General features: G+C 73.8%; 24 protein-coding genes and 3 pseudogenes. 14 read left to right on the top strand and 13 right to left on the bottom strand.

The genetic code is table 11. From position 1 onward, the window contains the following. Nucleotides 1-136 precede the first annotated feature (136 nt). Both BJY28_RS17025 and BJY28_RS17020 read left to right on the top strand, forming a co-directional pair. Nucleotides 137-571, top strand: a pseudogene (locus BJY28_RS17025) (GMC family oxidoreductase N-terminal domain-containing protein); the annotation flags it as partial. 148 nt (nucleotides 572-719) lie between these two features. Further along, entirely contained in the window at nucleotides 720-1,319 is a 600-nt protein-coding gene (locus BJY28_RS17020) for a GMC oxidoreductase (RefSeq protein ID WP_179463975.1), read from the top strand. Nucleotides 1,320-1,568: 249 nt separating this feature from the next. On the opposite strand, the gene BJY28_RS05825 is transcribed toward BJY28_RS17020, so the two are convergent. After that, nucleotides 1,569-2,408: an HAD-IIA family hydrolase gene (locus BJY28_RS05825; protein WP_425485698.1), complete on the bottom strand. Its 840-nt coding sequence runs from the start codon at nucleotides 2,406-2,408 to the stop codon at nucleotides 1,569-1,571. A gap of 543 nt (nucleotides 2,409-2,951) precedes the next feature. On the opposite strand from BJY28_RS05825, the gene BJY28_RS05820 reads away from it, so the two are divergent. Beyond that, the gene (locus BJY28_RS05820; RefSeq protein ID WP_343036985.1) at nucleotides 2,952-3,728 is read left to right on the top strand and encodes a fructosamine kinase family protein; all 777 of its coding nucleotides are present in this window, start codon (nucleotides 2,952-2,954) and stop codon (nucleotides 3,726-3,728) included. A gap of 122 nt (nucleotides 3,729-3,850) precedes the next feature. Here BJY28_RS05820 and BJY28_RS05815 read toward each other — a convergent pair whose 3' ends face one another. Beyond that, nucleotides 3,851-4,531, bottom strand: coding sequence for a hypothetical protein (locus tag BJY28_RS05815; protein ID WP_179462162.1), 681 nt, complete (start codon nucleotides 4,529-4,531; stop codon nucleotides 3,851-3,853). A 333-nt stretch (nucleotides 4,532-4,864) separates the two neighbouring features. Between BJY28_RS05815 and BJY28_RS05810 the strand changes: the two genes are divergently transcribed. Genes BJY28_RS05810 through BJY28_RS05800 form a run of 3 tightly spaced genes read left to right on the top strand, consistent with a single transcriptional unit; the run spans nucleotide 4,865 to nucleotide 7,857 of the window. Further along, the gene (locus BJY28_RS05810) at nucleotides 4,865-6,466 is read left to right on the top strand and encodes a sensor histidine kinase (RefSeq protein WP_179462161.1); all 1,602 of its coding nucleotides are present in this window, start codon (nucleotides 4,865-4,867) and stop codon (nucleotides 6,464-6,466) included. Next, nucleotides 6,466-7,152 carry a response regulator gene (locus tag BJY28_RS05805; RefSeq protein WP_179462160.1) on the top strand — a complete coding sequence of 229 codons (687 nt, stop codon included), beginning with the start codon at nucleotides 6,466-6,468 and terminating at the stop codon, nucleotides 7,150-7,152. Before BJY28_RS05810 ends, BJY28_RS05805 begins: the two co-directional genes overlap by 1 nt. Nucleotides 7,153-7,155: 3 nt before the next feature. Beyond that, on the top strand, nucleotides 7,156-7,857 hold the full coding sequence (locus BJY28_RS05800) for a DUF4097 family beta strand repeat-containing protein (RefSeq protein WP_179462159.1): 702 nt from the start codon (nucleotides 7,156-7,158) through the stop codon (nucleotides 7,855-7,857). 281 nt (nucleotides 7,858-8,138) lie between these two features. Here BJY28_RS05800 and BJY28_RS05795 read toward each other — a convergent pair whose 3' ends face one another. Continuing rightward, nucleotides 8,139-8,498 carry a MerR family transcriptional regulator gene (locus BJY28_RS05795; protein ID WP_179462158.1) on the bottom strand — a complete coding sequence of 120 codons (360 nt, stop codon included), beginning with the start codon at nucleotides 8,496-8,498 and terminating at the stop codon, nucleotides 8,139-8,141. 181 nt (nucleotides 8,499-8,679) lie between these two features. Between BJY28_RS05795 and BJY28_RS05790 the strand changes: the two genes are divergently transcribed. Further along, nucleotides 8,680-9,783, top strand: coding sequence for an alkene reductase (locus tag BJY28_RS05790; protein ID WP_179462157.1), 1,104 nt, complete (start codon nucleotides 8,680-8,682; stop codon nucleotides 9,781-9,783). A 134-nt stretch (nucleotides 9,784-9,917) separates the two neighbouring features. Here the strand turns inward: BJY28_RS05790 and BJY28_RS05785 are convergent, their stop codons facing one another. The 4 genes from BJY28_RS05785 to BJY28_RS05770 form a co-directional block, all read right to left on the bottom strand. After that, a complete protein-coding gene (locus BJY28_RS05785; protein ID WP_179462156.1) occupies nucleotides 9,918-10,778 on the bottom strand; it encodes an Fpg/Nei family DNA glycosylase in 861 nt (286 codons plus the stop codon). Further along, nucleotides 10,771-11,973 carry an App1 family protein phosphatidate phosphatase gene (locus tag BJY28_RS05780; protein WP_179462155.1) on the bottom strand — a complete coding sequence of 401 codons (1,203 nt, stop codon included), beginning with the start codon at nucleotides 11,971-11,973 and terminating at the stop codon, nucleotides 10,771-10,773. The genes BJY28_RS05785 and BJY28_RS05780 overlap by 8 nt, the downstream gene beginning before the upstream one ends. A 271-nt stretch (nucleotides 11,974-12,244) precedes the next feature. Beyond that, nucleotides 12,245-12,790, bottom strand: a complete 546-nt coding sequence (locus BJY28_RS05775) for a thioredoxin domain-containing protein (protein WP_179462154.1) — start codon at nucleotides 12,788-12,790, stop codon at nucleotides 12,245-12,247. A 216-nt stretch (nucleotides 12,791-13,006) separates the two neighbouring features. Then, a complete protein-coding gene (locus BJY28_RS05770) occupies nucleotides 13,007-13,834 on the bottom strand; it encodes a DUF3152 domain-containing protein (RefSeq protein ID WP_179462153.1) in 828 nt (275 codons plus the stop codon). Nucleotides 13,835-13,928: 94 nt separating this feature from the next. On the opposite strand from BJY28_RS05770, the gene BJY28_RS05765 reads away from it, so the two are divergent. After that, on the top strand, nucleotides 13,929-14,879 hold the full coding sequence (locus BJY28_RS05765) for an aldo/keto reductase (RefSeq protein ID WP_179462152.1): 951 nt from the start codon (nucleotides 13,929-13,931) through the stop codon (nucleotides 14,877-14,879). Nucleotides 14,880-14,934: 55 nt separating this feature from the next. Here BJY28_RS05765 and BJY28_RS16585 read toward each other — a convergent pair. The 3 genes and pseudogenes from BJY28_RS16585 to BJY28_RS05750 form a co-directional block, all read right to left on the bottom strand. Next, nucleotides 14,935-15,726: pseudogene (locus BJY28_RS16585) on the bottom strand (serine hydrolase domain-containing protein); the annotation flags it as partial. A 43-nt stretch (nucleotides 15,727-15,769) separates the two neighbouring features. Further along, a pseudogene (locus tag BJY28_RS17015) lies at nucleotides 15,770-16,237 on the bottom strand (serine hydrolase); the annotation flags it as partial. A gap of 155 nt (nucleotides 16,238-16,392) precedes the next feature. Then, nucleotides 16,393-16,749, bottom strand: a complete 357-nt coding sequence (locus BJY28_RS05750; RefSeq protein ID WP_179462149.1) for an arsenate reductase family protein — start codon at nucleotides 16,747-16,749, stop codon at nucleotides 16,393-16,395. Between the two features lie 97 nt (nucleotides 16,750-16,846). Between BJY28_RS05750 and gdhA the strand changes: the two genes are divergently transcribed. Then, nucleotides 16,847-18,193: an NADP-specific glutamate dehydrogenase gene (gene gdhA, locus BJY28_RS05745; protein ID WP_179462148.1), complete on the top strand. Its 1,347-nt coding sequence runs from the start codon at nucleotides 16,847-16,849 to the stop codon at nucleotides 18,191-18,193. Nucleotides 18,194-18,236: 43 nt separating this feature from the next. Here the strand turns inward: gdhA and BJY28_RS05740 are convergent, their stop codons facing one another. Beyond that, a complete protein-coding gene (locus BJY28_RS05740) occupies nucleotides 18,237-19,382 on the bottom strand; it encodes an NADH:flavin oxidoreductase/NADH oxidase (protein WP_179463973.1) in 1,146 nt (381 codons plus the stop codon). A 158-nt stretch (nucleotides 19,383-19,540) separates the two neighbouring features. Then, entirely contained in the window at nucleotides 19,541-20,467 is a 927-nt protein-coding gene (locus BJY28_RS05735; RefSeq protein WP_343036984.1) for an exodeoxyribonuclease III, read from the bottom strand. A gap of 79 nt (nucleotides 20,468-20,546) precedes the next feature. On the opposite strand from BJY28_RS05735, the gene BJY28_RS05730 reads away from it, so the two are divergent. Further along, nucleotides 20,547-21,086: a hypothetical protein gene (locus tag BJY28_RS05730; RefSeq protein WP_179462147.1), complete on the top strand. Its 540-nt coding sequence runs from the start codon at nucleotides 20,547-20,549 to the stop codon at nucleotides 21,084-21,086. A 162-nt stretch (nucleotides 21,087-21,248) separates the two neighbouring features. Continuing rightward, the gene (locus tag BJY28_RS05725) at nucleotides 21,249-21,488 is read left to right on the top strand and encodes a hypothetical protein (protein WP_179462146.1); all 240 of its coding nucleotides are present in this window, start codon (nucleotides 21,249-21,251) and stop codon (nucleotides 21,486-21,488) included. 88 nt (nucleotides 21,489-21,576) lie between these two features. On the opposite strand, the gene BJY28_RS15820 is transcribed toward BJY28_RS05725, so the two are convergent. Continuing rightward, nucleotides 21,577-22,845, bottom strand: coding sequence for an NYN domain-containing protein (locus BJY28_RS15820; protein WP_218875210.1), 1,269 nt, complete (start codon nucleotides 22,843-22,845; stop codon nucleotides 21,577-21,579). 197 nt (nucleotides 22,846-23,042) lie between these two features. On the opposite strand from BJY28_RS15820, the gene BJY28_RS05715 reads away from it, so the two are divergent. From BJY28_RS05715 to BJY28_RS05705, 3 genes are all read left to right on the top strand, one after another. After that, on the top strand, nucleotides 23,043-23,603 hold the full coding sequence (locus tag BJY28_RS05715) for a hypothetical protein (protein WP_179462145.1): 561 nt from the start codon (nucleotides 23,043-23,045) through the stop codon (nucleotides 23,601-23,603). A 56-nt stretch (nucleotides 23,604-23,659) separates the two neighbouring features. Next, a complete protein-coding gene (locus tag BJY28_RS05710) occupies nucleotides 23,660-24,223 on the top strand; it encodes a hypothetical protein (RefSeq protein ID WP_179462144.1) in 564 nt (187 codons plus the stop codon). Between the two features lie 237 nt (nucleotides 24,224-24,460). Beyond that, a complete protein-coding gene (locus tag BJY28_RS05705; protein WP_179462143.1) occupies nucleotides 24,461-25,258 on the top strand; it encodes a hypothetical protein in 798 nt (265 codons plus the stop codon). The last annotated feature ends 8 nt before the right edge of the window (nucleotides 25,259-25,266 follow it).

The raw sequence follows: 25,266 nt of genomic DNA, 5'->3' as shown, positions 1-25,266 counted from the left end.
GACTGGCAGCCGGTCGAGCAGATCCTGCCGGCGCGCGCCCTGGCCGACCTCAAGATCGACGCCATGACCATCGCCGCGCTCAAGGACGACTGGACCATCCCGTGGGGCGGCGGCCGCCGCGTCGGCACCGACCCGAATGGCTGGCTCAACACCCGGACCGGAGGGCAGGGCTTCTACATCACCCCGCAGAGCTCGCGCCGCGCCACCCGGGTCAGCCCCCGCGAGCGGCTGCTCTCCGCCGCCGAGGGCGAACTCCGGCCTGACGGTGGTCACCGACGCCCTCGCCGAGAAGGTGCTGCTCGAGCGCACCCCCGGCGGGCAGCAGCGCGCCGTCGGGGTCACCTACCTCGCCGGGCACCACCTCTACCAGGCCAGCCCGGACGCACCCAGCCTCACCGAGAGCCAGCGCGCCAGCCGGCGCCGCACCATCCGCGCCCGCAAGGAGGTCATCCTCGCCGGCGGCTGCTTCAACTCCCCGCAGCTGCTCATGCTCTCCGGGATCGGGCCGGCCAGCCACCTTCGCTCGGTCGGCATCGAGCCGAAGGTGGACCTGCCGGCGGTCGGCACCAACTTCCAGGACCGGCACGAGGCGACCACGGTGATCGAGACGGACACCGCCTTCAGCGCCCTGGACGACTACGACCTCACCGGCGCCGAGGACGACCCCGGCGTGGCGAAGTGGGAGAAGCTCAACAAGTTCTCCGTCGACGGCAGCAACGGTGCCCCCTTCTTCATCCGGCGCCGCTACAGCAAGGGGCCGCGCCGGGCGGAGATCGCGCTGCTGGGTGTGCTCGGCGAGTTCTACAACTTCCGGCCCGACTGGGTGGACGTCTCGCTGGGCAAGCCGAGCAACAAGTTCACCTGGATCACGGTCAAGGCCTACAGCCAGAGCCGGACCGGGACCGTGCGGCTGCGCAGCGCCGACCCGACCGCCACCCCCGGCGATCAACAAGCGCTCCTTCGACGACGGGCGCGGTGGCGCTTACGACGTCGGCGCGGTGAAGGAGGACATCGAGACCGCTCGCCGGATCAACCGTCGCTCGAAGATCCGCTACGAGGAGATCGCGCCCGGGCCGAACGCCGACCTGGACAGCTACATCCGCAAGGAGCAGTTCGGCCACCACGGCTCGTGCACCAACCCGATCGGCGCGAGCAACGACCCGGCGGCCGTGCTCGACCCCAAGCACCGGGTGCGTGGCACCACCGGGCTGCGGGTGGTCGACGCGTCGGCCTTCCGGGAGATCCCGGGGAGCTTCATCTGGGCCCCGGTGGCGCAGCTGTCCGAGCGTGCGGCGCAGGAGATCCTCAAGGACGCCTGACCTGATCCGGCGCCTTCGCGCCTTCCCGCCCCTGGCCCGGTCTCCGCGCCGGGCCAGGCCCTGGTCCGGTCACGCACCGGCCAGGCCCCTGGCCCCCCGAGCCAGGTCCCCTGACGGCCCCGTCCTGCGCGTCGCACCCCGCCCCGCGACGCGCAGGGCGGGGTCTCGCACGTGGGTGACCCCGCAACTGCCCGGGAGATGCCCGAGCCGGTGCGCGCGTCAGCCCGGGAGGTTGCGGACCGGGCTCGGTCAGTCGAGGCCGGGGGCCGCCTGGCTGCCGGCGGAGAGCTCGGCGACCAGCGGCACCACCTCGGCGATCGACTCGCACACCCGGGTCGGGCGGAAGGGGTAGCGGTCCACCTGGTCCTCGCGGGTCGAGCCGGTGAGCACGAGGATCGTGCGCAGCCCCGCCTCGAGACCGCTGACGATGTCGGTGTCCATCCGGTCGCCGATCATCACCGTGTACTCCGAGTGCGCGTCGATCCGGTTCAGCGCGCTACGCATCATCAACGGGTTCGGCTTGCCGACGAAGTACGGCTCGACGTTGATCGCCTTGGTGATGAGCGCGGCCACCGCGCCGGTCGCCGGCAGCGGTCCCTCCTGCGACGGGCCCGTCGGGTCGGGGTTCGTGGCGATGAGGCGGGCTCCCCCTTCGACCAGTCGGATCGCCTTGGTGATCGCCTCGAAGGAGTAGGTGCGGGTCTCCCCGACGACGACGTAGTCCGGGTCGCGGTCGGTGAGCACGTAGCCGACGTCGTGCAGCGCGGTGGTCAGCCCGGCCTCGCCGATGACGTAGGCCGAGCCGCCGTCGCGCTGGGTGCGCAGGAACTCCGCGGTGGCCAGCGCCGAGGTCCAGATGTTCTGCTCCGGCACGTCGATGCCGCCAGCGAGCAACCGGGCGCGCAGGTCGCGCGGGGTGTAGATCGAGTTGTTCGTCAGCACCTGGAAGCGCTGGCCGTTCTCCAGCAGCGCCGTGATGAAGTCCGAGGCGCCGGGCAGCGCATGGTTCTCGTGCACGAGCACGCCGTCCATGTCGGTCAGCCAGCAGTCGACCGGGTCGTTCGTCATCCGCGCGCGATCGTCCGTCATGCCCCCATGCTCCCGTGCCGGGGTGATCCACGCCACCACCGGCGCGTCGAAGGAGTGGCGGGCCGAGACGAGAGACCTCCTACGCACAGCTCTCGGGCGGGAGACACGACCCCCTGACGACGTTTGCCCGGGCAGTTGCGGGCCCAGCGCGTAATTTGCCCGGGCAGTTGCGGGAGGGGTGCGTGATTTGCCCGGGCAGTTGCGTGCCCAGTGCGTGAATTGCCCGGGCAGTTGCGGGCCCAGTGCGTAGTTTGCCCGGGTAGTTGCGGGAGGGGTGCGTGATTAGCCCGGGCAGTTGCGGGAGGGGTGCGTGAATTGCCCGGGCAGTTGCGGGAGGGGTGCGTAATTTGCCCGGGCAGTTCCGGGAGAGTTCCCGCCGACCGAGCGAGGGGGTCACGACGTGAAGGGCGAGGGTCGATGGCTCCTTCTGGCGCTATCTAGGCTCTGTCTGATACTAGCGAAGACAGGGTGATGGAGCGGGCAGTCCGAGTACCCGTGTGCGGGCGGCAGACGGACCCGACGTGCCGGATATCGTGGCGGTCCGTGAGCGACGACGTCTTCCGCAAGGACACCTCCGCGGCGCCCCGCGGCTACGCCTCGTGGGAGGCCGCCGGGCTGCTCTGGCTCGCCGAGGCCGAGCCGGACGGCGGCGCGCGGGTCGCCGAGGTGCTCGACGTCGACCTCGACCACCTCGACCTGCGCCGCTACGCCCCGGCGCCGCCGACCAACGTCCAGGCCGACGAGCTCGGTCGGGCGCTGGCCCGGACCCACGCCGCGGGAGCCGCCGCCTTCGGCTCCGCCCCGGACCGCTGGCCCAGCCACGGCTACCTCGGCCCGGCCGACGAGCCGCTGCCGCTGCCGCTGCAGCCGACCCCGACGTGGGGCGCCTTCTACGCCGAGCAGCGCATCCTGCACACCCTGCGGATGGGACGCGAGCGCGGGCTGTGGGCGGACGAGACCGCTCCCTTCGAGGCGGTGGCACAGCGCCTGCACGCCGGCGAGCACGACGACGGGCGCCCGCCGGCCCGGATCCACGGCGACCTGTGGTCCGGCAACGTGCTGTGGACCCGCGACGGGGCGGTGCTCATCGACCCGGCGGCGCACGGCGGGCACGCCGAGACCGACCTGGCCATGCTGCTGCTCTTCCAGGGGCCGCACACCGCCCGGATCATCGGCGCCTACGACGAGGCCGCGCCGCTGGCCGACGGCTGGCCCGAGCGGGTCGGCCTGCACCAGCTGCACCCGGTGATGCTGCACGCGGTGCTCTTCGGCGGCGGCTACGTCAGCCAGGCCGTGCAGATCGCCCGGCGCTACGCCTGAGCAGGCACCCGCCGACTCACGCTGCCGACACGACGGCGCTGACGCGATCAGACGACGCGACCCCCCGCTCGCTCCACCCGCTGACGCGACCCCGCTCGCTCGACCCGCCGCACGACCCGCGGTCACGCGTCGCAGAGGTCGTACCCGTCGTCGCCGCCGCGCTGGGCCATGACGCTCTCGTACGTCTGGCCCTGGTCGGGGAACCACCAGACGACGTGCCGGTAGGCCGGCTGCCCGTCGCACGTCGTCAGGTCGTAGGCGAGGATCTCCGCGGTCTCGGCCGTGGACTCTGCGCCGATGTCGCCGGGCGCGGTGTAGAAGCCGGTGCCGGTCCCCGACGCCGTCTCGCCGCCCCAGGTCGACCACGTGATCTCCTGCACCATGCCCGAGGAGGTGCCGCCGTAGTAGACCGTCGACGGACGGGCCACCCCGAAGCCGTCCGTCCCGTAGATGTCACCGCCCATGTCCGGAAGGCCGAGGGTGGGTACGTCCCCGCTCCCGGTCGACGCGCTCTCGGCTGCCGCCGGGTCGTCGGGCGCCGGGTCGTCGGGCGCCGAGAGCGACGTGCTCGCCGACGACGTCGAGGAGGAAGGTTCCGACACCGTCGGGCCCTCCGCCCCCGGCGTCGCGGTGACCGTCGTCGTGGTCGTCCGCCTGCTGCTCGACGAGGTGGACGGCGACGTCTCGGACGGCCCGGTCGAGGCCGAGGCCGGCGACGAGGCCGCCTGCGCCGACGATGCTGCCTCCTGCTCGGGTTCGCCCGCGCAGCCGACGAGCAGCAGCACGGCCGTGGCCGCCGCCATGGTCCGTCCTCCGCCGGGACCACCCCTGCCGACCCTGCTCATGACGGCTCCCCCTTCGCCCCGATGTTGTCGCTCCGCGACGCTAACGGTGCCGCTCGCCGGTCCGCAGTCCCCAGATCCGCCGACGCGACGCCTCCGCCGACCCCGAGCACCCACCTACCCACCGGGCTACCACGCAGGAAGTGCTGCGATCACGACACTTCCTGCGTGGTAGCCCGCGTCGTAGGGGCGGAGGCGGGGTCGGCCGGCACATCCGCGGGTGGGGATATCCCCCCTTCGGCTCGGGTGCTCGCCGTGCTGCCGGTCGGCACCGCCGCTCCCTACGGTTGAGCCATGAGCACACAGGTCCTTCCCCAGACAGGCGCCGCTGAGCCGCGCACCGGACCAGCCGCCGGGCAGGACGCCGACGCGCGGCCCAGCCGTTCGCTGGTGACCCGGTGGCTGCTCGGCTGGTGCAGCCTGACGCTGCTGGTCACGAGCATCTTCACCGCGGCGATCGCCGTCGTCGGCTGGTCGCTGGTCGTCGCCTCGATCTCGTCCATCCCGGCCGCCGGCATCGGCATCGTCATGCTCGTGCCGACGCTGTGGCTGTGCGGCGTCCTCGGGCACGCCGAGCGCCACCGGGTCGCCGCGCTGACCGGCCAGACGATCCACCCGCCGGCCAGCCAGGCGGGCCAGCCGCTGTGGAAGCGGCTCTTCCTCGACGCGCACAGCTGGAAGTCCGTAGGCTACCTCGTGCTGCACACCTTCTGGGGCGCGGCCACCGGCGCGGTCGCGCTCGCGGTCCTGGCGCACTGCCTGCTCATCCTCGCCATGCCGCTCTACGCCGGGAACATCCCGGACGACGGGATCACCCTGCTGTGGGCGTTCACCGTCGACGGCGCACCCGCCCTGATCACCCTGTGGCTGCTGGCGCTGATCACGCTGCTCGCGCTCCCGGCGCTGGCCGCGGTGACCACGATGGTCGACGTCACCCTCGCCCGGTGGCTGCTGGGCCGCAGCGAGGCCCAGCAGGTGCGCGAGCTCGCCGCCCGGGTGGACACCCTCACCGAGAGCCGCGCCGAGACCGTCGACTCGGTCGAGGCCGAGCGCCGCCGGATCGAGCGCGACCTGCACGACGGGCCGCAGCAGCGCCTGGTGGCGATCGCGATGAGCCTCGGCATGGCGAAGGAGGCGATCCGCACCGACCCGGACACCGCGGCCGAGCTCGTCGACGAGGCGCACACCTCGGCGAAGGAGGCGATCGTCGAGATGCGTCACGTGGCTCGCGGCATCGTCCCGCCGGTGCTCTCCGACCGGGGCCTGGACGCGGCGCTGTCGGCGCTGGCCGCCCGCTCCCCGGTGCCGGTGGACGTCGACGTCCGCGACGTCGGCCGGGTCGACCCGACGGTCGAGGCGATCGCCTACTTCGTCGTCAGCGAGGCGCTGACCAACGTCGCCAAGCACTCCGGGGCCGACCGGGCCACCGTGGACGTCGGGGTCACCCGCGGTCCGCGCGGCCAGCAGCTGGCGGTGACCGTCACCGACGACGGCCGCGGCGGCGCCGACCCGATGCTCGGCACCGGGCTCACCGGGCTGCGTCAGCGGGTGGGCTCCATCGACGGCGACCTGCGGGTCTCCTCCCCCGAGGGCGGACCCACCACGCTCGCGGCCCGGCTCCCGCTGCGCGAGAACGAGACCCGACGCCCCGGCCCCCGCGGACCGCAGGCTCCGGCCGGGTCGCAGCCTCCGACCGGGTCGCAGCCTCCGACCGGAGCGCGGCCTGAGGCCCCGGCCGGCACCGGACCCCGGTCCGGCGAAGCGGGCGGCGCTCCCCCCTTCGGACCCCCCGGGCCGGCCACGCCCGGAGCCACCCAGCCGTTGCTGGCCGGCTCCCGACCCGAGCCGAACGACCCCCTCGCCACCCGTTACCTGCGACCCGGACGGAGCCAGTGATGACCACCTCCACGCCCCAGACCCAGACCCAGGACCCGACCGTGGTCATCGCCGAGGACTCCGTGCTGCTGCGCGACGGGCTGGTCCGGCTCCTCGGGTCCGCCGGCTTCACGGTGGCGGACGCCTGCCCCGACGCGGAGACCTTCCTGCGGTCGGTGGCCGAGCACGAGCCCGACCTCGTCGTCGTCGACGTGCGGATGCCGCCCACCTTCACCTCCGAGGGCATCCGGGCCGCGCTCGTCGTGCGCGAGCAGCACCCGGAGACCGCGGTGATGGTGCTCAGCCAGTACGTCGAGGAGCAGTACGCCACCGAGCTCGTCGCCTCGCGCAGCACGGGGGTCGGCTACCTGCTCAAGGACCGGGTCGCCGACACCAACGACTTCCTCGCCGCGCTGCGCGAGGTGCACGGCGGCGGGACCGTCCTCGACCCCGAGGTGGTCACCCAGCTGCTGACCCGGGCGCGGCACTCCGACCCGCTGGCCAGCCTGTCTCCCCGCGAGCGCGAGGTGCTCGACCTCATGGCCCAGGGACGCACCAACGGCGCCATCGCCCAGACCCTCTACGTCTCCGACGGGGCCGTGGAGAAGCACGTGAGCTCCATCTTCACCAAGCTCGACCTGCCCCCGACCGAGGGTGACCACCGTCGGGTGCTGGCCGTGCTCCGCTGGCTCGAGCAGGAGGACTGACCCATGACCGCACTCATCCGCACCGTGGCCGGAATCATCACGCTGGTGCTCGCCCTCGGCGGGTCGATCAGCCTGCTGGGCTCCGCGCTGGAACGCTCCGAGAGCCGACCCCTCGAGGTGCCGGCCGAGATGACCCGGCTGGTCGTCGACAACTCGGTCGGCGAGGTCGTCGTCCGCGAGGCCGAGGTCGGCGCCGAGCCGGAGGTCCAGGTCACCGAGACCTGGGGGCTGCAGCGGCCCGAGGTCTCCACGAGCAGCACCGACGGCACGACCACCCTGCGCGGCAGCTGCGACGGTCCTACCTTCGGGAAGTGCAACACCGACTGGCAGATCGCCGTGCCGGCCGGCACGCAGATCGAGCTCCGCGGCGACGTCGGCTCCGTACGGGCCAGCGAGATCAGCGGAGACCTCGACGTCGACCTCGAGGTCGGCGAGGTGGAGGTGCTGGAGGCGACCTCCGAGGAGATCTCGGTGCAGGTCGGTGTCGGCAGCGCCACCGTCGACGCGGCCGAGCCGCCCCGACGCACCACGGTGCGCACCGACGTCGGCGACGCCTCGGTCACCCTGCCCGGCGAGGCCGACTACCGGGTGACCGCCGGCACGGAGACCGGGTCGCTGACCAACACCCTCGGCGACGACCCGCAGGCCGAGAACGTCGTGGACGTCGGCGTCGACGTGGGCGAGGCCACCCTCTCCCCCCGGTGAACCTCACCCACCTCCCCTTTATCGGGTTACCCGATAAAGGCTCGTTCCCCCGAGAAGGCTTCTCGGGGGAACGAGAGGTTCTCGCCAGGCTGGTCGCGCGGGGCGGAGCAAGAGATCAAGGTCCACGGGCTCGCGATCGACTGCCCTGGGGCCCGTGCCGGGTCAGCGCCGAAGGGGATGGCGGTGCCGGTGCCCGCAGCGAGGTCAGCGCCGAAGGGGGGTGACTGTGACGTTGTCCGCGGCGAGGTCAGTCACCGGCGGCGGTGAGTCACCCCCGGCGGTCAGTCACCCGCGGCGGCCTCGATGACCTCGTCGAGGACCTCCCGGCTCCGCTCGAGGTCACCGATCGTCCGGTCGAGCAGACCTCGCTGGCGGGTGAGCTCGTCGACGAGCCAGGGCGTCGCCTCGGTCGAGGGCCCGCCGTCGTGGTCCCGCATGCACGGCAGCAGCTCGCCGACGACCCGTGAGGACAGCCCGGCGGCGTAGAGCTCCTGGATCCGGACGACCCGGTCCACCGCCGTCTCCGGATAGGTCCGGTGCCCGCCGGGCGTGCGGTCCGCGACGAGCAGCCCCTGCTCCTCGTAGTAGCGCAGCGAGCGCACGCTCACCCCGGTGCGTCGCGACAGCTCACCGATCTTCACCGGGCTGACCTCCCTTCGCCGGCCTAAGGTCTGGGCCTCACGTCTGGACCTCACGTCGGGCCCTCACCTCAGGACGGACCTCACGGGCTGAACCTCACGAGGTCGGACCCCACGGGTTGCCCCCACGGGTCGGACCCCACGGGTTGAACCTCACATCCATGTCAGATCCTACGGTCACGCCATGAGCGACACGACCCTCTTCACCCCCGTCACCGCCGGCGCGCTCCGTCTGCCCAGCCGGATCGTCATGGCCCCGATGACCCGGCTGCGCGCCGAGACCGACGGCACCCCGACCCCGGAGATGACCGAGTACTACCGCCAGCGGGCCGACGCCGGACTCATCGTCACCGAAGGGATCTGGCCCAGCAGCGACGGCCAGAGCGAGTGGCGGGTGCCCGGCCTGCAGACCGAGCGGCACGCCGCCGGCTGGCGCTCGGTCACCAACGCGGTCCATGCCGCGGGCGGCCGGATCGTCGCCCAGCTCATGCACGGCGGGCGGAAGGGGCACCCCGACGCCCGCGCGGACGGGAGCCTGCCCGCGGGCGCCTCGCCGGTCGCCGACCCCGAGCACGTGCACCTGCCGGACGGGACGACCGCGCCATCCCCCGTCCCGGCCGAGCTGAGCACCGGCGACATCGACCGGGTGGTCCGAGACCACGCGGCGGCGGCCCGACGGGCGATCGACGCCGGCTTCGACGGGGTCGAGCTGCACGGCGCGAACAGCTACCTCACCCACCAGTTCCTCGCCGACGGGACGAACCTGCGGCGCGACGGATACGGCGGCTCGACCGTCGGTCGGATGCGGCTGGCCGTCGAGCTCGTCGAGGCCCTGGTCGAGGCCGTCGGCGCCCACCGGGTCGGCGTGCGGCTCTCCCCGGGCAACCCGCAGTTCGGGATGGTCGAGCGCGACCCGGCCCCTCTCTACCGGGCGCTGCTCGGCGAGCTCGACCGGCACGGGCTGGCCTACCTGCACCTCACCGACGACGACCGCTACCCCGCGCTGGCCGACCTGCGGCCGCGCTGGCGGGGCACCCTCGTCGCCAACGTCGGGGAGAACCGGGAGGCGACGACCCGGGCGAGCGCCAAGCGGGTGCTCGCCGCCGGTCACGCGGACGCGGTCTCCTTCGGTCGTGGCTTCCTGCGCAACCCCGACCTCGTCGACCGGCTCCGCCACGACCTGCCGTGGAACCCTCTCGACGAGGCCCGGCTCTACACCCCGGGGCCGGGCGGCTACACGGACTACCCGCGCCACGGCGGGGCGTCGGCAGGGTCTCCCGCAGGGTGACAGGCGGGGGCAGGGTCGCAGGCAGGATGACGGGCAGAACAGGGTCTTCCGCGGGGGCGCGGGCAGGGTCTTGCAAGGTCGCGGGCAGGGTCGGCGTCACCAGCAGGGCCACGGTCGGCACCGCGCCGACCGACCTACTTGAGGAACCTGCTGGTGCGCCGGTCCGCCAGGGGCTTGCCGTCGGTCTGGCAGGTGGCGCAGTACTGCAGCGACGAGTCGGCGAAGCTCACCTCGCGCACCACGTCACCGCACACCGTGCACGCCTCGCCGGTGCGACCGTGCACCCGCATCCCGGAGCGCTTGGCGTCCTTGAGCTCCTTCGCCGGCTTGCCGGCCGAGGCCGCCACCGCGTCGACGAGGGTCGAGCGGATCGCCGAGTGCAACCGGTCGACCGCCTCGTCGTCCAGCCCCCCGGCCAGGGCGAAGGGGGACAGCCGCGCCACGTGCAGGATCTCGTCCGAGTAGGCGTTGCCGATGCCGGCGATGATCGACTGGTCCCGCAGCACCCCCTTCACCTGGGTCCGGCGGCCGGCGAGGATGCCGGCCAGCGCCTCCCGGGTGAAGTCCTCGGCCAGCGGGTCGGGCCCGAGCGTCGCGATGCGCGGCACCTCGGTGACGTCGCGGACGAGGTAGGCGGCGACCGACTTCTTCGTGCCGGCCTCGGTGAGGTCGAAGCCGGCCCCGTCGGCCAGCCGGAGGCGCAGCGCGACCGGTCCCTTTCCGGGGCGGACCGGGGTGCTCGGCAGGGAGTCGGACCAGCGGATCCAGCCCGCGCGCGCGAGGTGCAGCACGAGATGCGTTCCGTCGCAGTCGATGTCGAGCCACTTGCCGTGGCGGCGGACCGCGTCGACCGGGGCGCCGGCGAGCGCCTGCGGCGGCGGGTCGACCGTCTTGAGCACGGTGAAGCTCGCGAGCTCCAGGGACCCGACGGCCTGACCGGCCATCCGCTCGTCGAGGAAGTCGACGAGCGCCTGCACCTCGGGCAGCTCAGGCACCGCGTGCTCCCGCGCCCGTCGACTCGCGAACCGCTCCCGTCGGCTCCCGCCCGGACCCCGCCGACTCCCCGGCCGCGGCGGCGCCCAGGTCCTCGCCGAGGGCCTCGCGCATCTGGTCGAGCAGCGCGTACCCGTCCCCGGCGCGGCAGACCGGCAGCTCGACGCCGACGTGCTGCTCGAAGTCGTTCGTCGCGACCGGGGTGAAGTGGGAGAGCATCTGCTGGGCCGCCGAGAGCATCCGGATCGCGATGACCCGCACCCGGTCCGGGCGCTGCTCGGCGAACTCGCCGTAGAGCGTCGGGTCGTGCTGCCCGTCGTCACCGACGAGGATCCAGCGCACCTGCGGCATCTCGCGCGCCAGCCGGTGCAGGCAGGCCCGCTTGTGGTCCTGCCCGGACCGGAACCAGCCGGTGTTCGTCGCGCCCCAGTCCGTCATGAGCAGCGGCCCGACGGGGTATCCGGCGCGCTTGAGGAAGCGGGTGAGCTGCGGGACGGCGTTCCACGCACCGGTGGAGACGTAGACGATGGGGGCGCCAGGGTGCGCCTCGAGCAGCTCGCGGTACATCGTGGCCATCCCCGGCACCGCGCGGCGGGTGCCCTCGTGGCGGAAGAAGGTGTTCCACGCGGCGATCATCGGGCGCGGCATGGTCGTCGTGATCACCGTGTCGTCGATGTCGCTGACGATGCCGACGGTCTCGGCGGGGTCGACCACCCGGACCGTGGCGGTGGTCTCGGCGGCCCGCGGGGAGAGCAGCCGCACCTGGTGCCAGCCGGGCTCGAGTCCGTGGTCGCCGATGGTCAGGTCGAGCAGCCCGGTGCGGTCGGCACGGGTGCGGATCTCCCGGTCGCCGAGGACGACGGTCACCGGCTCGCCCATCGCCGGGGTGCCGAAGAAGGCCCGCCAGCCGCGGCGTTCGTGGTCGGCGTTGCGCAGCTCGACCCAGGTGGCGTTGGCGTCGGCGGCCGCGGGGGCATACGGGCGGCGGGTCATGAGCACCCGGCCGAGGACGCGCAGCGAGCCGCCGCGCCGGGAGGCGGGCAGGGTCTCGTCGGCGCTGGTCTGGTCGGTGCTGGCGGCCACCCCGTAGCCGGTGAAGGCGAGGACGCGGGTGCCCCACCCGCGGCGGCGCATCATGCCCATGAGCTGGGCGCGCCAGGCGTCCTCGAGGATCGCGGCGAGGTGCGGGCGCGGCATGCGGCGAGCCTAGCGTCACGAGGCAGCCGACCCGCCGTCCTGCCCAGCCCTCGTCCGGCCCGCGACCCTGCCCAGCCCTCGTCCGGCCCGCGATCCTGCCCAGCTCCCGCCCGTCCGCGCTCCCCAACCCGGCCCAGCCCAAGACCTCGCCCAGCCGGGCCCGGCTCTCGACCGACTCCGGCCCGGATGGCGACCTCTCGACCCTGACCAGGCGACAGCCGCTCACCTTCGTCCCAGCCGCTGCGCTTGCAGGGTGAGCGAATGCAGCTGCCTAGGGGGTTGTGGATATGGGGGCGAGGGTGCGCCAGGCGGAGACGAGCTCGCGGGGGGTGCTGCCCGGGCCGGGCAGGCGGTGCAGGTGGTCCCCGGCGGCGTAGAGCAGGCTGGCCCCGGACGGGTCGCCCAGGCCCCGCGCGAGCTCGCGGTCCTCCCGGGCCATCGCCCGGGCGTCGTCCGAGGCGGCGACGAGCTTGACCGCGTCCCGGTCCAGCCGTCGGGCGGCCGCCAGCTCGGCGATGGTGCTCGGGTCGGCGATGTCCGCACCGTGGTCGGCGAAAGCGCGCAGCACGTCCTCGACGACCGTCACCGGGTGCAGCCGCTCGGTGGCCAGCAGGGCGTGCACCCCGGCGCCCGCGGCGACGGAGTCCTCCCGCAGCGACGACCGGTCCCCGGTGCAGACGACCTCGATCGGCAGGTGATCGCCGACCACCAGCGCCAGCTCGCGCACGGCCGGCACCCAGTCACGGGCGACGGCCGAGTAGGGGTCCACCACGTACGTCAGCAGGGGGGCACGTCGGTGGCGTCGACGGGCGAGCATCAGGGACCTCTTCAGGCCCGTGGTCGGCGGACCCCTTCGACCCTAGGAAGCAGCCGACCCCCGCCGATCCCCCCGAAGGGGTGAAAAGCGCCGACGCGTTGCGTCAGGGCCCTGCGTGACCCTGCGCCTCGGTCAGCGCAGCCAGCACCGCGCACCTCGGTCAGCGCAGCCAGCACCGCGCACCCGGTCAGGCGCACCCAGCAACGCGCGCCTCGGTCAGCGCAACCGGCTGCCGTCGTCGGCCGGGGTCTCCCAGGCCCAGCACCCGTCCAGGCGCAGCGTCTGCTGCAGCATCACCGGCGCCCGCGACCCCTCACCGGCGCACGCCTCGTGGCTGAAGCCCAGGCCGTGCCCGACCTCGTGGTTGATCAGGTAGGTGCGGTACTCCCAGATCCGGCCGCGGAAGGTGCCGGCCCCCTTCACCCAGCGGTAGCTGTTGATCACCGCCCGGCCGTCGCGCCAGCAGGAGACCCGCCCACCGGTCTGCAGCGGCGCGCACAGCTCGTCGGTGGTCTCCGGGCTGGCCAGCGTCACCCGCACGTCGACCCGGGCGCCCTGCTCGACCTGCCACGCCGGCACCCGCACGAAGTGGACGTCGGTGGCCGCCTCCCACCCCTTCTCGGCGACCAGGGTGCGCCGCACGGCGGTGGCGAACTGGTCGAGGTCCAGACCCAGACCCTGCTCGGCCTCGACGCTCCACCGGATCTCCCGGCCCGCCCGCTCGCTGTCCTCGCCCCAGGTCTGCACCGGTGCGATCCGCCCGTTGCCGGACTCGACCACCTCCGGCTGGGTGGCGCTCGGGTCGGCTGCCGACGCGTCGCCGGCCGACGCGCCTGATCCCGCGCCGTCCGTCCCGTCGCCGCCACCGTCCCCGGCCGCAGCACCGCCGCTCCCGGCACCCGAGGAGGCAGCCTGATCCCCCGCCGACGCCTCGTCGCCGCCGCTCCACGTGGTCAAGGTGAGGACGAGCAGCGCGGCCACGAGCAGCGCCGCGACGAGCACCACGACCCGGTGCCGGGCGATGGTGCTGCGCGCGGTGCTCACGTCTCCCGAGGGTAGGCGCCCGGCCCGGGCGGCGCACCGCCGCATCCACACTCGCGGCGTGCATCGGCCGACGGCTGGACCGTAGGGTGCCGGGATGGCGATCAGCGACCTCGTCCTCGGCACCATGTACTTCGGCACCCGCACCGACGAGCCCGCGGCGCACGCGCTGCTGGACCAGTTCGTCGAGGCCGGCGGGCGGACCATCGACACCGCGAACTGCTACTCCTTCTGGGTCAGCGACACCGGCCACGGCGGCCAGTCCGAGCCGGTGATCGGCTCCTGGCTACGGGCCCGGGGGGCCAGGAACGACGTCGAGATCGCGACGAAGGTGGGGGCCGAGCCGGTCTCCCCCTTCACCCCGGAGCACGGGATCACCGGCACCGAGGGCCTGTCCGCCGAGGTGGTCCGGCGCGAGCTGGGCCGCTCGCTGGAGCGGCTGGGCACCGACCATCTCGACCTCTACTGGGCGCACATCCCGGACCCCGCCACTCCCGCCGACGAGGTCGGGCGCACCTTCGGGGCGGTCGCGGCCGAGGGGCTGACCCGCCGGGTCGGGCTGTCGAACTTCCCGGCCTGGCAGGTCGAGCAGGCGCGGCAGGCCGCGGCCGCCGACGGGCTGCCGGCGGTCGATGCGATCCAGCTGACGACCTCCTACGTCTCGCCGCGGCCGGACACCCCGGTGGAGGGCAAGGACAACCCCTACGGCTGGGTCACCGCAGACACCCTCAGCTACCTCGACGCCCGTCCTGGGACCGAGCTGTGGGTCTACTCCCCGCTCGTGCTGGGCGCCTACACCCGACGCCAGGAGCGCCCCTTCCCCCGGGCCTACGACCATCCGGCGACCACCGCGCGCCTCGCCGTGCTCGACGTGGTCGCGGCCGAGACCGGGCTGGACGCCGGTCAGGTGGTGCTCGCCTGGATGCTCGCCCGCGGCTGGCGCCCGATCATCGGCGCCAGCCGCGGCGAGCAGCTCGCCTCCGCGCTGGACGCGGCCCGCGCCGAGCTGACCGCGGACCAGCTCGGCCGGCTGGACGAGGCCGGCTGAGCCGGCCCGACCACACCCGCCCTCGCGTCGGCCTCGACGCGCGGAGCGTCGACTCTCAGCAGGCGGTGGCCATGAGCTCGGCGGCCGCCTGCTGCATCTTCAGCGCCTGCTCGCGCGTCTGCGGCACGGAGAAGCTGCGCCGGGTGACCGCGACGCTGATCTGCCGGCTGCCGTCCTCGGAGGTGAACATCATGCTCAGCGTGCCGAAGGACGCACCGTCGTGGCCGACGAGGGTCTCGTCGGAGCCCTCGGGCGCGCACGGGTCCGGGATCCGGTAGATGCCCAGGCCGTAGCCGAAGCCGGTGGTGTCGGTCATCTGCTCGACGAGCGCGGGGTCGAGCAGGCGGCCGGTGACCAGCGCCTCGCTGAAGCGGTTGAGGTCACGGGTGCTGGAGGTCACCGCGCCGGACGCGGCGAACATCGTCGGGCTCAGCCCGCGCTCGGTGAAGTTGCCCTCGGTCGTGTCCGTGGAGCCGACGAGGAAGGCGCCGGGCACCCGTGCGTCGGTCGAGTACTCGGTGCGGGTCATCCCGGCCGGCCGGAAGACGCGCCGCTCCAGCAGCCGCCCGACGCTCTGCCCGGTCTGCTCCTGGAGCATCATGCCGAGGGTGACGTCGCCGGCGTTGGAGTAGCTGTAGCGGGTGCCGGGCTGACCCAACCAGGGCAGGTAGAGCGCCGCGTCGATGAGCTCCTGCTCGGTGAAGTCGGAGCCGGCCGCCTCGAAGAAGGACTCCATGTCGCTGGCGCCGCCGGCGCGCAGCGCGATGGCGATGTGCGTGCCGGTGCTCAGCCCGGAGGTGTGCTGCAGCAGCTGACGGATCGTGACGTCCTGCCCGGTTCGCCGGGAAGAGGTCGGGCAGCACCTCGCCGACGGTCGTGTCCAGGGTCCAGGTGCCGTCCTCGACGAGCTGCATGACCAGGGTGGCCACCATCGGCTTGGTGTTGCTGGCCGCCCGGAAGGTCTCGTGACCGTGCGCCGAGGGGCGCTTCCCGGCCTCGCGCACCCCGGCTCCGCCGGACCAGTCGTAGCGGCCGCGCTCGACCCGGGCGACGACGGCGGTGTGCCCCTCCGCCTCGAGCCCGTCGACGATCTCCTGACGGGCCGCGCGCTGGGACCACCAGGCGCGCCGGTCCTGGTGGCGCACCCGCGGATCGATGCGACGCACGTCGGCCACGGCCCGCTCCGCCTGGGCCGCCTCCTTCGCGGCGGCGCCCCGGTCCGGGGCCGGGTCGGCGGGGTCGGCGGTACCGGGGGTGGCGAGCGCGCCGACGATCAGGCTGCCGGTCAGGGCAGCGGTGACGCCCAGGCGGGCGGCGCGTCGGGTCGTGGTCAGGGGGGCTCCTCGGGCCTCGCGCATCAGGGGACGAGTGACACCCTGCCAGCACCGTCCACATCGTGGACAGATTCCGAGGGGTGAAAATCCTGAGGGCTGGTTGTCGTCACGTGCCAGACCCGAGGCATCGCGCCAGGTCGGCGTCGGGACGCGACCACGGCCGTCCGGCGTGGTCCCGCTCAGCCGGTGACGAAGGGGGCGACCCTCCCCTTCGGCCGTCCGATGATCGCCCGGCCGTCGCGGACGATCACCGGCCGCTCCATGAGGCGAGGGTGCTGCACGAGCACGGCGACGACCTGGTCGACCGTGGCGACGTCCGCGTCGGTCAGGCCCTGGTCGCGGAAGAACGCGTCCCGGCGGACCAGCGCGGTCGGCTCGTCCTCGAGCTGGTCGATCAGCCGACGCAGCGCCGGCTGATCGAGCGGCTCCTTGAGGTAGGGGACGACCTGCGCGTCGACCCCTTCGGCCTCGATGACCTCGAGGGCGTGCCGGGAGGTGGCGCAGCGGGGGTTGTGCAGCACGGTGACGTCGGCCATGCCGCCGACCCTAGCGGCGGGCGGCGGGTCGTAGCCTCGAGCCTGCCGCCCGAGGCGTGCGCGAGCGCACGCGACCACGAGAGACGAGGAGCGCCGGATGGCCATGCTCGACGAGAAGCTGCAGGACACCTACGACGACCTGGTGCGTCGCAACCCGGGCGAGGACGAGTTCCACCAGGCGGCCCTGGAGGTGCTCGACTCGCTGGGGCCGGTGGTCGCCAAGCACCCGCACTACGTCGACGCGGCGATCATCCCGCGGCTGTGCGAGCCGGAGCGGCAGATCATCTTCCGGGTGCCGTGGACCGACGACCGCGGCGAGGTGCAGATCAACCGCGGCTTCCGGGTCGAGTTCAGCTCGGCGCTCGGGCCCTACAAGGGCGGGCTGCGCTTCCACCCCTCGGTCTACCTGGGCACGGTGAAGTTCCTCGGGTTCGAGCAGATCTTCAAGAACTCGCTCACCGGGCTGCCGATCGGCGGCGGGAAGGGAGGGTCCGACTTCGACCCGAAGGGCCGCTCGGACGGCGAGGTGATGCGCTTCTGCCAGTCCTTCATGACCGAGCTGTACCGCCATCTCGGCGAGCACACCGACGTCCCGGCCGGGGACATCGGCGTGGGCGGGCGCGAGCTGGGCTACCTCTTCGGGCAGTACAAGCGGATCACCAACCGCTACGAGTCGGGGGTGCTCACCGGCAAGGGCCTGGCCTGGGGCGGGTCGCAGGTGCGCACCGAGGCCACCGGCTACGGGCTGGTGTACTTCGTGGACGAGATGCTGCGCAGCACCGACGGCGGTCTCGACGGGACCCGGGTGGCCGTCTCCGGCTCGGGCAACGTGGCGATCTTCGCCATCGAGAAGCTGCAGGCGCTCGGGGCGCAGGTGGTCACCTGCTCCGACTCCAGCGGCTACGTCCTCGACGAGGACGGCATCGACCTCGACCTGCTCAAGGAGGTCAAGCTGGCTCGGCGGCAGCGGATCTCCGCCTACGTCCAGGAGCGTCCGCGGGCGACCCTTGTCGAGAAGGGCTCGGTGTGGGAGGTGCCCTGCGACATCGCGCTGCCGTGCGCCACGCAGAACGAGCTGAACGGGCACGACGCCCGGGCGCTCGTCGCGAACGGCTGCCGTGTCGTCGCCGAGGGGGCCAACATGCCGTGCACGCCGGAGGCGATCGACGTGCTCGGCCAGGGTGGCGTGGCCTACGCCCCGGGCAAGGCCGCCAACGCCGGCGGGGTGGCCACGAGCGCGCTGGAGATGCAGCAGAACGCCTCCCGGGACTCGTGGGACTTCGCCTACACCCAGGACCGTCTCGAGGGGATCATGCGGCGCATCCACCGCCGCTGCCTGGAGACCGCCGACGAGTACGGCCAGCCGGGCGACTACGTGGCCGGGGCGAACATCGCCGGCTTCACCCAGGTGGCCGACGCGATGCTCGCCATGGGCGTGGTCTGAGCCGCTCGGGTCAGGCTTCGCCTCCGCTCGGGTCGGCTGCGCCTCAGCCGCGCGGCCAGGCGCCGCGGGTGTGCTGCAGCGGGTAGGGCGCCTCGCGCCAGCCGACGCCCAGCTCGTGCGCGGCGCGCTGCGGCCAGGCCGGCTCGCGCAGGCCGGCGCGGGCGAGGAGCACGACGTCGGCCGAGCCGGCAGCGAGGACCTGCTCGGCCTGAGCGGGGTCGGTGATCAGGCCGACGGCGCCGGTCGGCACCCCGGTCTCGTGCACCCGCGCGGCCAGCGGCACCTGGTAGCCGGGGCCGACCGGGATGTCGGCCAGCACGTTGCCGCCGCTGGAGACGTCGACGAGGTCGACGCCGCGCTCGGCCAGCCAGCCGGTGAGCGTGGCGGTCTGCTCGACGTCCCACCCGCCGTCGGTCCAGTCGGTGCCGGACAGGCGGACCAGCAGCGGCTTGTGCTCGGGCCAGACCTCGCGGACGGCGTCGACCACCTCGAGCAGCATCCGGGCGCGGCCGGCGAGGTCGCCGCCATAGCCGTCGGTGCGCTCGTTGCTCAGCGGGGAGAGGAACTCGTGCAGCAGGTAGCCGTGGGCGCCGTGCACCTCGACGACGTCGAAGCCGGCTTCGTCGGCGCGCCGGGCGCTGTCGGCGAAGGCGGTGACCACCCGGTCGATGTCCTCCTGGGTCATCGCCCGCGGCGTGGCCAGACCCTCGAAGGGGACGGCGCTGGGGCCGATCGTCTCCCAGCCGCCGTCCTCGGGCGCGACGCTGCCGGTCGGCTCGCCGACGAAGGGGCGGTGGGTCGAGGCCTTGCGGCCGGCGTGCGCCAGCTGGACCCCGGCGGCGCTGCCCTGGGCGTGCAGGAAGTCGACGATCCTGGCCCAGGCGTCCCGCTGGGCGTCGTCCCACAGACCGGCGTCGTGCGGGCTGATCCGCCCCTCCGGGCTGACCGCGGCCGCCTCGGTGAGGACCAGCCCGAAGCCGCCGCTGGCGCGGGCGCCGAGGTGCACCAGGTGCCAGTCGGTGGGCACCCCGTCCCGGGCCTCGCAGCTGTACTGGCACATCGGGGCCAGCCAGATCCGGTTGCGCACGGTCAGCCCGCGCAGCGTGATCGGGCGCAGCAGCAGCGGACCGCTCTCGGGGTCCTCCGGCGAGGCCGGCGGTGCGGTGCTGTCCGGCGCGAGCGCGGGCATGGGCACGGGGCGCTCGGCGGGTCGCGTGTCAGGTCGGGCGGCGGCGTCGGTGGTCACGCTGAGGGCCAACCGTCTCGGCGGGCGAGGTGTTCCTGGCGTCCACGAGACCGGCGGGTCACGGGCCGGTGGGCCAGATCAGGGTGTACGGGCCGGCGGGGTCACGGGGCCGGCGGGAAGGCGTAGTCGGCGACGACGGCGGCGTGGTCGCTGACCCGCTCCTCCCGGCTCGGCTCGCGGTCCACCTCCACCTGGGCGACCGTGCGGGCCAGCCCCGGGGTGGCCAGGTGGTAGTCGATCCGCCAGCCGACGTCCTTCTCGAAGGCCTGCCCCATCCAGGACCACCACGAGTACGGCCCGTCGACCTCGCCGTGCTCGCGGCGCAGCACGTCGATCAGCGTCCGCGGCCCGATGAGCTCGTCCAGCCAGGCCCGCTCCTGCGGCAGGAAGCCCTCGGACTGGTGGCTGCGGCGCCAGTTGGTCACGTCGTACGGCTGGTGGGCGATGTTGAGGTCGCCGAGCAGCAGCAGCTCGCGCCCTGCCTGGCGCGCCTGGCGTCGTACCCGGTCCAGGTGGCGGGCGAAGGCGGACATGAAGTGCATCTTCCGCTCGTACCGGGCACCGCCGTCCGGCTCCTCCCGCATCCGTCCGGGCTTCTGCAGCTCGACGGGCAGACCCCCCTTCGGCAGGTAGAGGGAGGCCACCGTCAGCGGCTGGTCGGCCAGGTCGACCTCGACGTAGCGACCCTCGTCGGCGTACCGGGAGAGCCCGCGGGCCAGGGTCGGGGTGGGCGCCTCGATCTCGACCGGCGCCGACCCCGGGGCGAAGGCGGTCGCCCGCCCGGACCACGTCCGCACCGCGGCCGGTGGCTGGCGGGTGAGCACGGCGACGCCGTTGCGCCCGGCGAGCCGGCCCGGGTCGTAGGTCGCGTGCCAGCCGGCGAAGACCTCGGCGGGCACCTTCTCGACCGGGCTGCGGACCTCCTGAAGGGCGAGCACGTCCGGGTCCCGGGCAGCCAGCCACGTCTCGAAGCCGCGGCGCTGCGCAGCCCGGATGCCGTTGACGTTGTAGGTGGCGACTCTCAGCACACCGGCGATCCTCGCACCCGGCACCGACGCTCCATGAACGGTGCACGACCCCGCCCCCACCAGGCCGTACGGTGTGCCCATGTCCTACTCCGCGCCCCCGCCCTACGAGCAGCCCGGTCAGCCCGGCCAGTCCGGCAACACCTCGAAGGGCGGCAAGCCCTGGCTGCTGATCAGCGGCGGGATCATCGTGCTGCTCTCGCTCGTGCTGTGCGGCATCGGCGGCTTCATGGCCGTCCCGCAGATGCAGGACATCGGCGAGGCCGAGCAGATCACCGGCAGCACCACGGTCACCCTGGGGGAGGGCGAGAGCACCAACGCCTGGGTCGAGGAGGGCACGTACGCCACGTGCAGCGCGATCGCCCCGGACGGCTCCAGCGTCCCCGACGCGAGCAACGGCGAGCAGACGGTCAGCTGGGGCAACGACTCCTACGAGCGTGCCTTCGCTGTCGAGGCGGAGCAGTCCGGCGAGTACACGATCTCGTGCTCGGCCCCCTTCGTCCTCGGTGACGGCATCTCCACCGGCGGCATCCTCGTCGCCAGCGGCGGCGGCGTGCTGTGCTGCATCGGCTTCCTCGTGCTGGTCATCGGTCTGGTGCTCTGGCTGGTCCGCCGGAAGTAGCCGCGGGGCGCCGGTGATGCCGGCGCGAGGTCTGGGACCCGTCACACGAGGGTCACAAGAGGCGCACAAGGTCGCGGCGGAGAGTGGGTGCTGTCGCCGAGCGAAGGCGGCAGCGAGGCCGGAGCACCCGGCCCCGGAGACCACGACCGCCAGGAGATCGCCATGAGCAGCGCCGCCCGCACGCACCACCCGGTCCGCACCACGCTTCGCGTCGCCGGGGCCGTCATCAGCGCCTCCGCCATCGCCGTGGTCGGACCGGCCGCGATCCCGGCCAACGCCACCCAGGCGGGGGTCGTCACCACCGGGCACTCCCCGGCGTCCACCTACGCCGCGGCCTCCGCGAGCAGCGTCTCGCCGACGAGCCTGCCGGAGGCGGGCACCAGGACGGTCCGCGTCTACTGAGCCGCCGCGCTGGTGGTCGGTCTAGCCGGGTCGAGGTGATCTGCGCCCTGTGTCGCGGCGTGGATCACCTCGACCGCGGCGCGCGGCCTCACTGCATCCGTACCCGGTCCACGTGGAACCAGAAGCGCTCCCGCAGCCGGTGCCGGGCCGTGTCGTCGAGGTCGTCGTCCTGCGCGCGGCCGGAGAGGTCGAGCAGCAGCGCCCGGTCGAGCTCGCTGGGCACGATCGGTCGACCGTCGCGCAGCCCGACGAGGGCCTCGGGGGTGGCGGTGGCGCACCACGAGGCCACGACCTGCTTGGCGACGTCGTCGACGAGGGCGTCGGTGACCTGCCCGTCGGTGACCTCGGGCCCGTCGGGGGCACCACCCGGAAGGGTGAGACCGGTCGCCTTGCGGCGGGCGAAGAGGGACGGCGTCGGCACCCCGGGCGCCGAGCGGGTCGACGTCTCGGTCGTCTGCTCGGTCGCGGTCTCGGCCGCCTGCTCCGTCACCCCCTGGGATGCCGCCTGCTCCGTCACCCCCTGGGATCCGGTGGACCCTCGGACCGGCGCAGGCGCCGACGCCGCGACCCCGGCGCTTGTGCCGGACCCGCCGACGATGGCCGTGCCCGCGGCGGAGGTGCCCGGCGCGCCGTCCTCGGGATCGCTCTCGCGCTCCCCTTCGTGCCCGTGCCCGGCGTCGGTGGGCGCACCCGGGTCCGCCGGCTTGGCAGCGCTCCCGACCGTGTCCGATCCGTCGGCGGTCGCGCCGGGCTCGGTCGTGGTGTCGCCGGGGTCGGCGCTCCCCGGCACGAGCTCGTCCGGGATGGCGACCGTACGCACGGTCTCGGTGATCGTCTCGGGGTCGATGACCAGCACCGCGTCGACCTCGCGGCGCAGGTGCTTGGAGACCCCGTGCACCCCGCCGCGCTGGTCCGGCACCGCGAGCAGCACGACCTGCACGCCGTGGGCCTGCGCCTCCTCGACGGCCTCGGTGAGGTCGTCGTCACCGGTGACGAGGTAGACGACGTCGGCCACCCGGTGCCGGCTCTGGATGGCCAGGTCGAGACCGATCCGGATGTCCACGCCCTTCTGGTCGCCGCTGTAGGACAGCCGCCCCAGCCGCAGCTTGACCCGCGGCAGCATGCCGATGGACTCCTGGGTGTAGTCCGGCATGCCGCCGGGCCGCGCGCCGGAGTCGTACCAGTTCACCCGCAGCAGCGGCAGGTCCGCGTCGGCCTCGGCCTGGGCCACCAGCCGGGAGATGAGCGCGGGGTAGTCCACGGTGATCCCGCGGCGCAGCGATGACCCGGTGACGAAGGTGGCCGCCGAGGCGAGCAGGTAGCCGACGTCGACGTGCACCGCGCAGTAGGACCTCATGCGGCCACTGTGCCAGGGGCGGCCAGATGCCTACGACCCCTTCGCCAACCCAGACGACCCCTTCGCCGGGCCTGCGAGCGGGATGCCGAGATGCCGGGGCCGGTTCCCCCCTGTCCCCTCCACCACGCTGCTGCCCGAGGAGAGCCCGAAGGCGGCGATGCGGCACGTCGGGGCCCGCGATCCCCGATGATGGGGCGGTGCCCCCTTCGCCCTCGTCCCCGGAACCGGTGACCATCCGGGCGGACCGCTCGTGGGCCGTGCTGGCCTGGATCGCGGCGATCGTGGTCGTCCTCGGGCTCACCGGGATCACGCTCACCCGCGGTCTGGATCCCGTCACCGCCGGTCTCGGCGTCCTCATGCTCGTCGCGGTCTGGCGCGAGCGCGGGTCGCACCTGACCCTGGACGCCCACGGGGTGACCGCGGTGATGCGCCGCCGACGGCACAGCTACCGCTGGGACGAGCTGCTCGAGCTCGGCTGGGCGGCGCAAGGTCCGGTCAGCGGGCTGGTGGCGCGACCCACCGGCGGCCTCTTCGACGACCCTGGACCGAACCACCCGGCGTGGATCTTCGTGCTGCCGCGCTCCGGTCGGCGAGCCGCTGCCGAGGCGCGGGAGGCGCTCGCCGCCTGGTGCCAGCACACCGGCGTCGCCTACGCCGTCGACGGGCAGGACATGGAGCTCAACGCACCGCCGGGCAGCCCGTACCGGACCGCGCGCGGCGGCTCGGCGGCGTGGCGATGGCTGAAGCGGCGGGCATGAGCGGCGCGGGCGTGAACGAGTCGGGCGCGAACGAGTCGGGCGCGAACGAGTCGGGCGTGAACGGGGCAGATCAGGGTGGGGCCCCGGAACCGCTCGTGCTGCGCGCGGCCAACCCTCGGTGGACGCTGGTCTACCTCGTCGTGGCCGTGGCGCTGGTCGCCCTCAGCGTCGCCGGCATCGTCCTCACCGAGGGCGCCCTGCAGGTCGACCTGTTCCTCGCCGCTCTGGCGGTCTACGTCCTCGTCAAGGCGTGGCGGCGGCGCGGCTCGACGCTCACGGTCGACGCAGACGGGCTGCGCACGACCGAGCTGGGCGCCTCGCGCAGCTACGCCTGGGCCGACCTGCTCGAGGTCGGCTGGGTGGCCTGGTCCTCGGCGAGCGGGGTGCTCGTGCGCCCCACCGGTGGGCGCTACGACGTGCCGGGCCCCAACGCGCCGGAGCGGATCATCACCCTCCCCACCCACGGGCGCGCGGGCCATGCGCACGCGCGGCAGCAGCTGCGCACGTGGTGCGAGCGTGCCGGGGTTCCTTTTACCGAGCACGGCGCGGACATGGAGCTGACCGCTCCGCCGGGCAGCCCCTTCCGCGAGGAGCCGCGGCGACGACGCCGACGCGGCTGACACCCGCCGAGAGGGGTGCCGCCGAGAGTGGCACCACATGATCGGCGATACCGACGGTGGCGCCACCTGGCGGAGCCGGGCAGAGAACGTCGCCCGTCAGCTGGTCGGCGGGCCGACGCCGGACCTGTGGAGAACTCCGCGGCGGATACCCGCTACCTGGCTAGCGTGCAGCGCAGATCACCTCACCGGTGCGCGCGACCGCACCGGTGGTCCGCTGACCAGGACGGACGGTGCGCCATGCACTCACGACGGCCCCTCTCGATCGCCGCTGCCGCCAGCGCCGCGACGGCGCTGCTGCTGGCCGGCTGCGCCAGCACCGGGGACAACGACCCGGGCGCGACCGGCTCGCGCACGGCGAGCTCCACGGAGACCTCCCAGCCGTCGTCGGCCAGCGCCGCCGGGTCACCGTTCGGCAGCGCCGGCGCGTCCTCCGGAGAGTCCCCGACCGCCGCGCCAGGCACCGAGGCCACCTCCGGGTCGACCCAGGGCTCCGGGTCCGACCGCGGGTCAGGGTCCACGACCGGGAACGGCGCGGCACAGATCCCCGAGGTGGGAGCGCCCGTCCCGTCCGCCGCGCGGGCGGGCACCGACGACGGGGCCGTGGCCTTCACCGAGCACTACTGGGGGCAGCTGCTGGCGGCGACGAGCACCGGCAATCCCTCGGGCCTGACCGCTCTGACAGCCAGCTCGTGCCAGGTGTGCGCCGCGTACGCGGCCGATCTCGAGGCCAGGGCGGTCGCGGGGTCCCTGCTCGACCCGGTCCCGTGGGAGGGCGCCACCGAGGACCGTGCGCTCACCGACCCGGGCGGGACCTTCACCAAGGTCGCCGTCTCGACCGACGGGTACACCCTGCCCACCGGCGAGAAGGTCGATGCCGTGACCTATGGGCTCAACCTCGAGCTGCAGCGCTCCGACGCCGGCTGGACGGTGCACGAGTGGACGCTCTTCTACTACGACGAGGAGCACGACGACAGCCAGGACGTGCTGCTGCGCCTGAGCATCGACCAGGGTCAGGGGATGTACCTGCAGAAGTGAGCACGTAC

The sequence above is a fragment of the Janibacter alkaliphilus genome (assembly GCF_013408565.1).
GTDB lineage: Bacteria > Actinomycetota > Actinomycetes > Actinomycetales > Dermatophilaceae > Janibacter > Janibacter alkaliphilus.
The sequence above is the reverse complement of the archived record's forward strand: the minus strand, read 5'-3'. Positions and strand labels throughout refer to the sequence as shown.

Bases quoted from the DNA above. Each gene is read 5' to 3' on its own strand.
- BJY28_RS05825 (WP_425485698.1), bottom strand. From the start codon at position 2,408: ATGACGGACGATCGCGCGCGGATGACGAACGACCCGGTCGACTGCTGG.
- BJY28_RS05815 (WP_179462162.1), bottom strand. From the start codon at position 4,531: ATGGCGGCGGCCACGGCCGTGCTGCTGCTCGTCGGCTGCGCGGGCGAA.
- BJY28_RS05810 (WP_179462161.1), top strand. From the start codon at position 4,865: ATGAGCACACAGGTCCTTCCCCAGACAGGCGCCGCTGAGCCGCGCACC.
- BJY28_RS05805 (WP_179462160.1), top strand. From the start codon at position 6,466: ATGACCACCTCCACGCCCCAGACCCAGACCCAGGACCCGACCGTGGTC.
- BJY28_RS05800 (WP_179462159.1), top strand. From the start codon at position 7,156: ATGACCGCACTCATCCGCACCGTGGCCGGAATCATCACGCTGGTGCTC.
- BJY28_RS05790 (WP_179462157.1), top strand. From the start codon at position 8,680: ATGAGCGACACGACCCTCTTCACCCCCGTCACCGCCGGCGCGCTCCGT.
- BJY28_RS05780 (WP_179462155.1), bottom strand. From the start codon at position 11,973: ATGCCGCGCCCGCACCTCGCCGCGATCCTCGAGGACGCCTGGCGCGCC.
- BJY28_RS05775 (WP_179462154.1), bottom strand. From the start codon at position 12,790: ATGCTCGCCCGTCGACGCCACCGACGTGCCCCCCTGCTGACGTACGTG.
- BJY28_RS05765 (WP_179462152.1), top strand. From the start codon at position 13,929: ATGGCGATCAGCGACCTCGTCCTCGGCACCATGTACTTCGGCACCCGC.
- BJY28_RS05750 (WP_179462149.1), bottom strand. From the start codon at position 16,749: ATGGCCGACGTCACCGTGCTGCACAACCCCCGCTGCGCCACCTCCCGG.
- gdhA (WP_179462148.1), top strand. From the start codon at position 16,847: ATGGCCATGCTCGACGAGAAGCTGCAGGACACCTACGACGACCTGGTG.
- BJY28_RS05740 (WP_179463973.1), bottom strand. From the start codon at position 19,382: ATGCCCGCGCTCGCGCCGGACAGCACCGCACCGCCGGCCTCGCCGGAG.
- BJY28_RS05730 (WP_179462147.1), top strand. From the start codon at position 20,547: ATGTCCTACTCCGCGCCCCCGCCCTACGAGCAGCCCGGTCAGCCCGGC.
- BJY28_RS05725 (WP_179462146.1), top strand. From the start codon at position 21,249: ATGAGCAGCGCCGCCCGCACGCACCACCCGGTCCGCACCACGCTTCGC.
- BJY28_RS15820 (WP_218875210.1), bottom strand. From the start codon at position 22,845: ATGAGGTCCTACTGCGCGGTGCACGTCGACGTCGGCTACCTGCTCGCC.
- BJY28_RS05705 (WP_179462143.1), top strand. From the start codon at position 24,461: ATGCACTCACGACGGCCCCTCTCGATCGCCGCTGCCGCCAGCGCCGCG.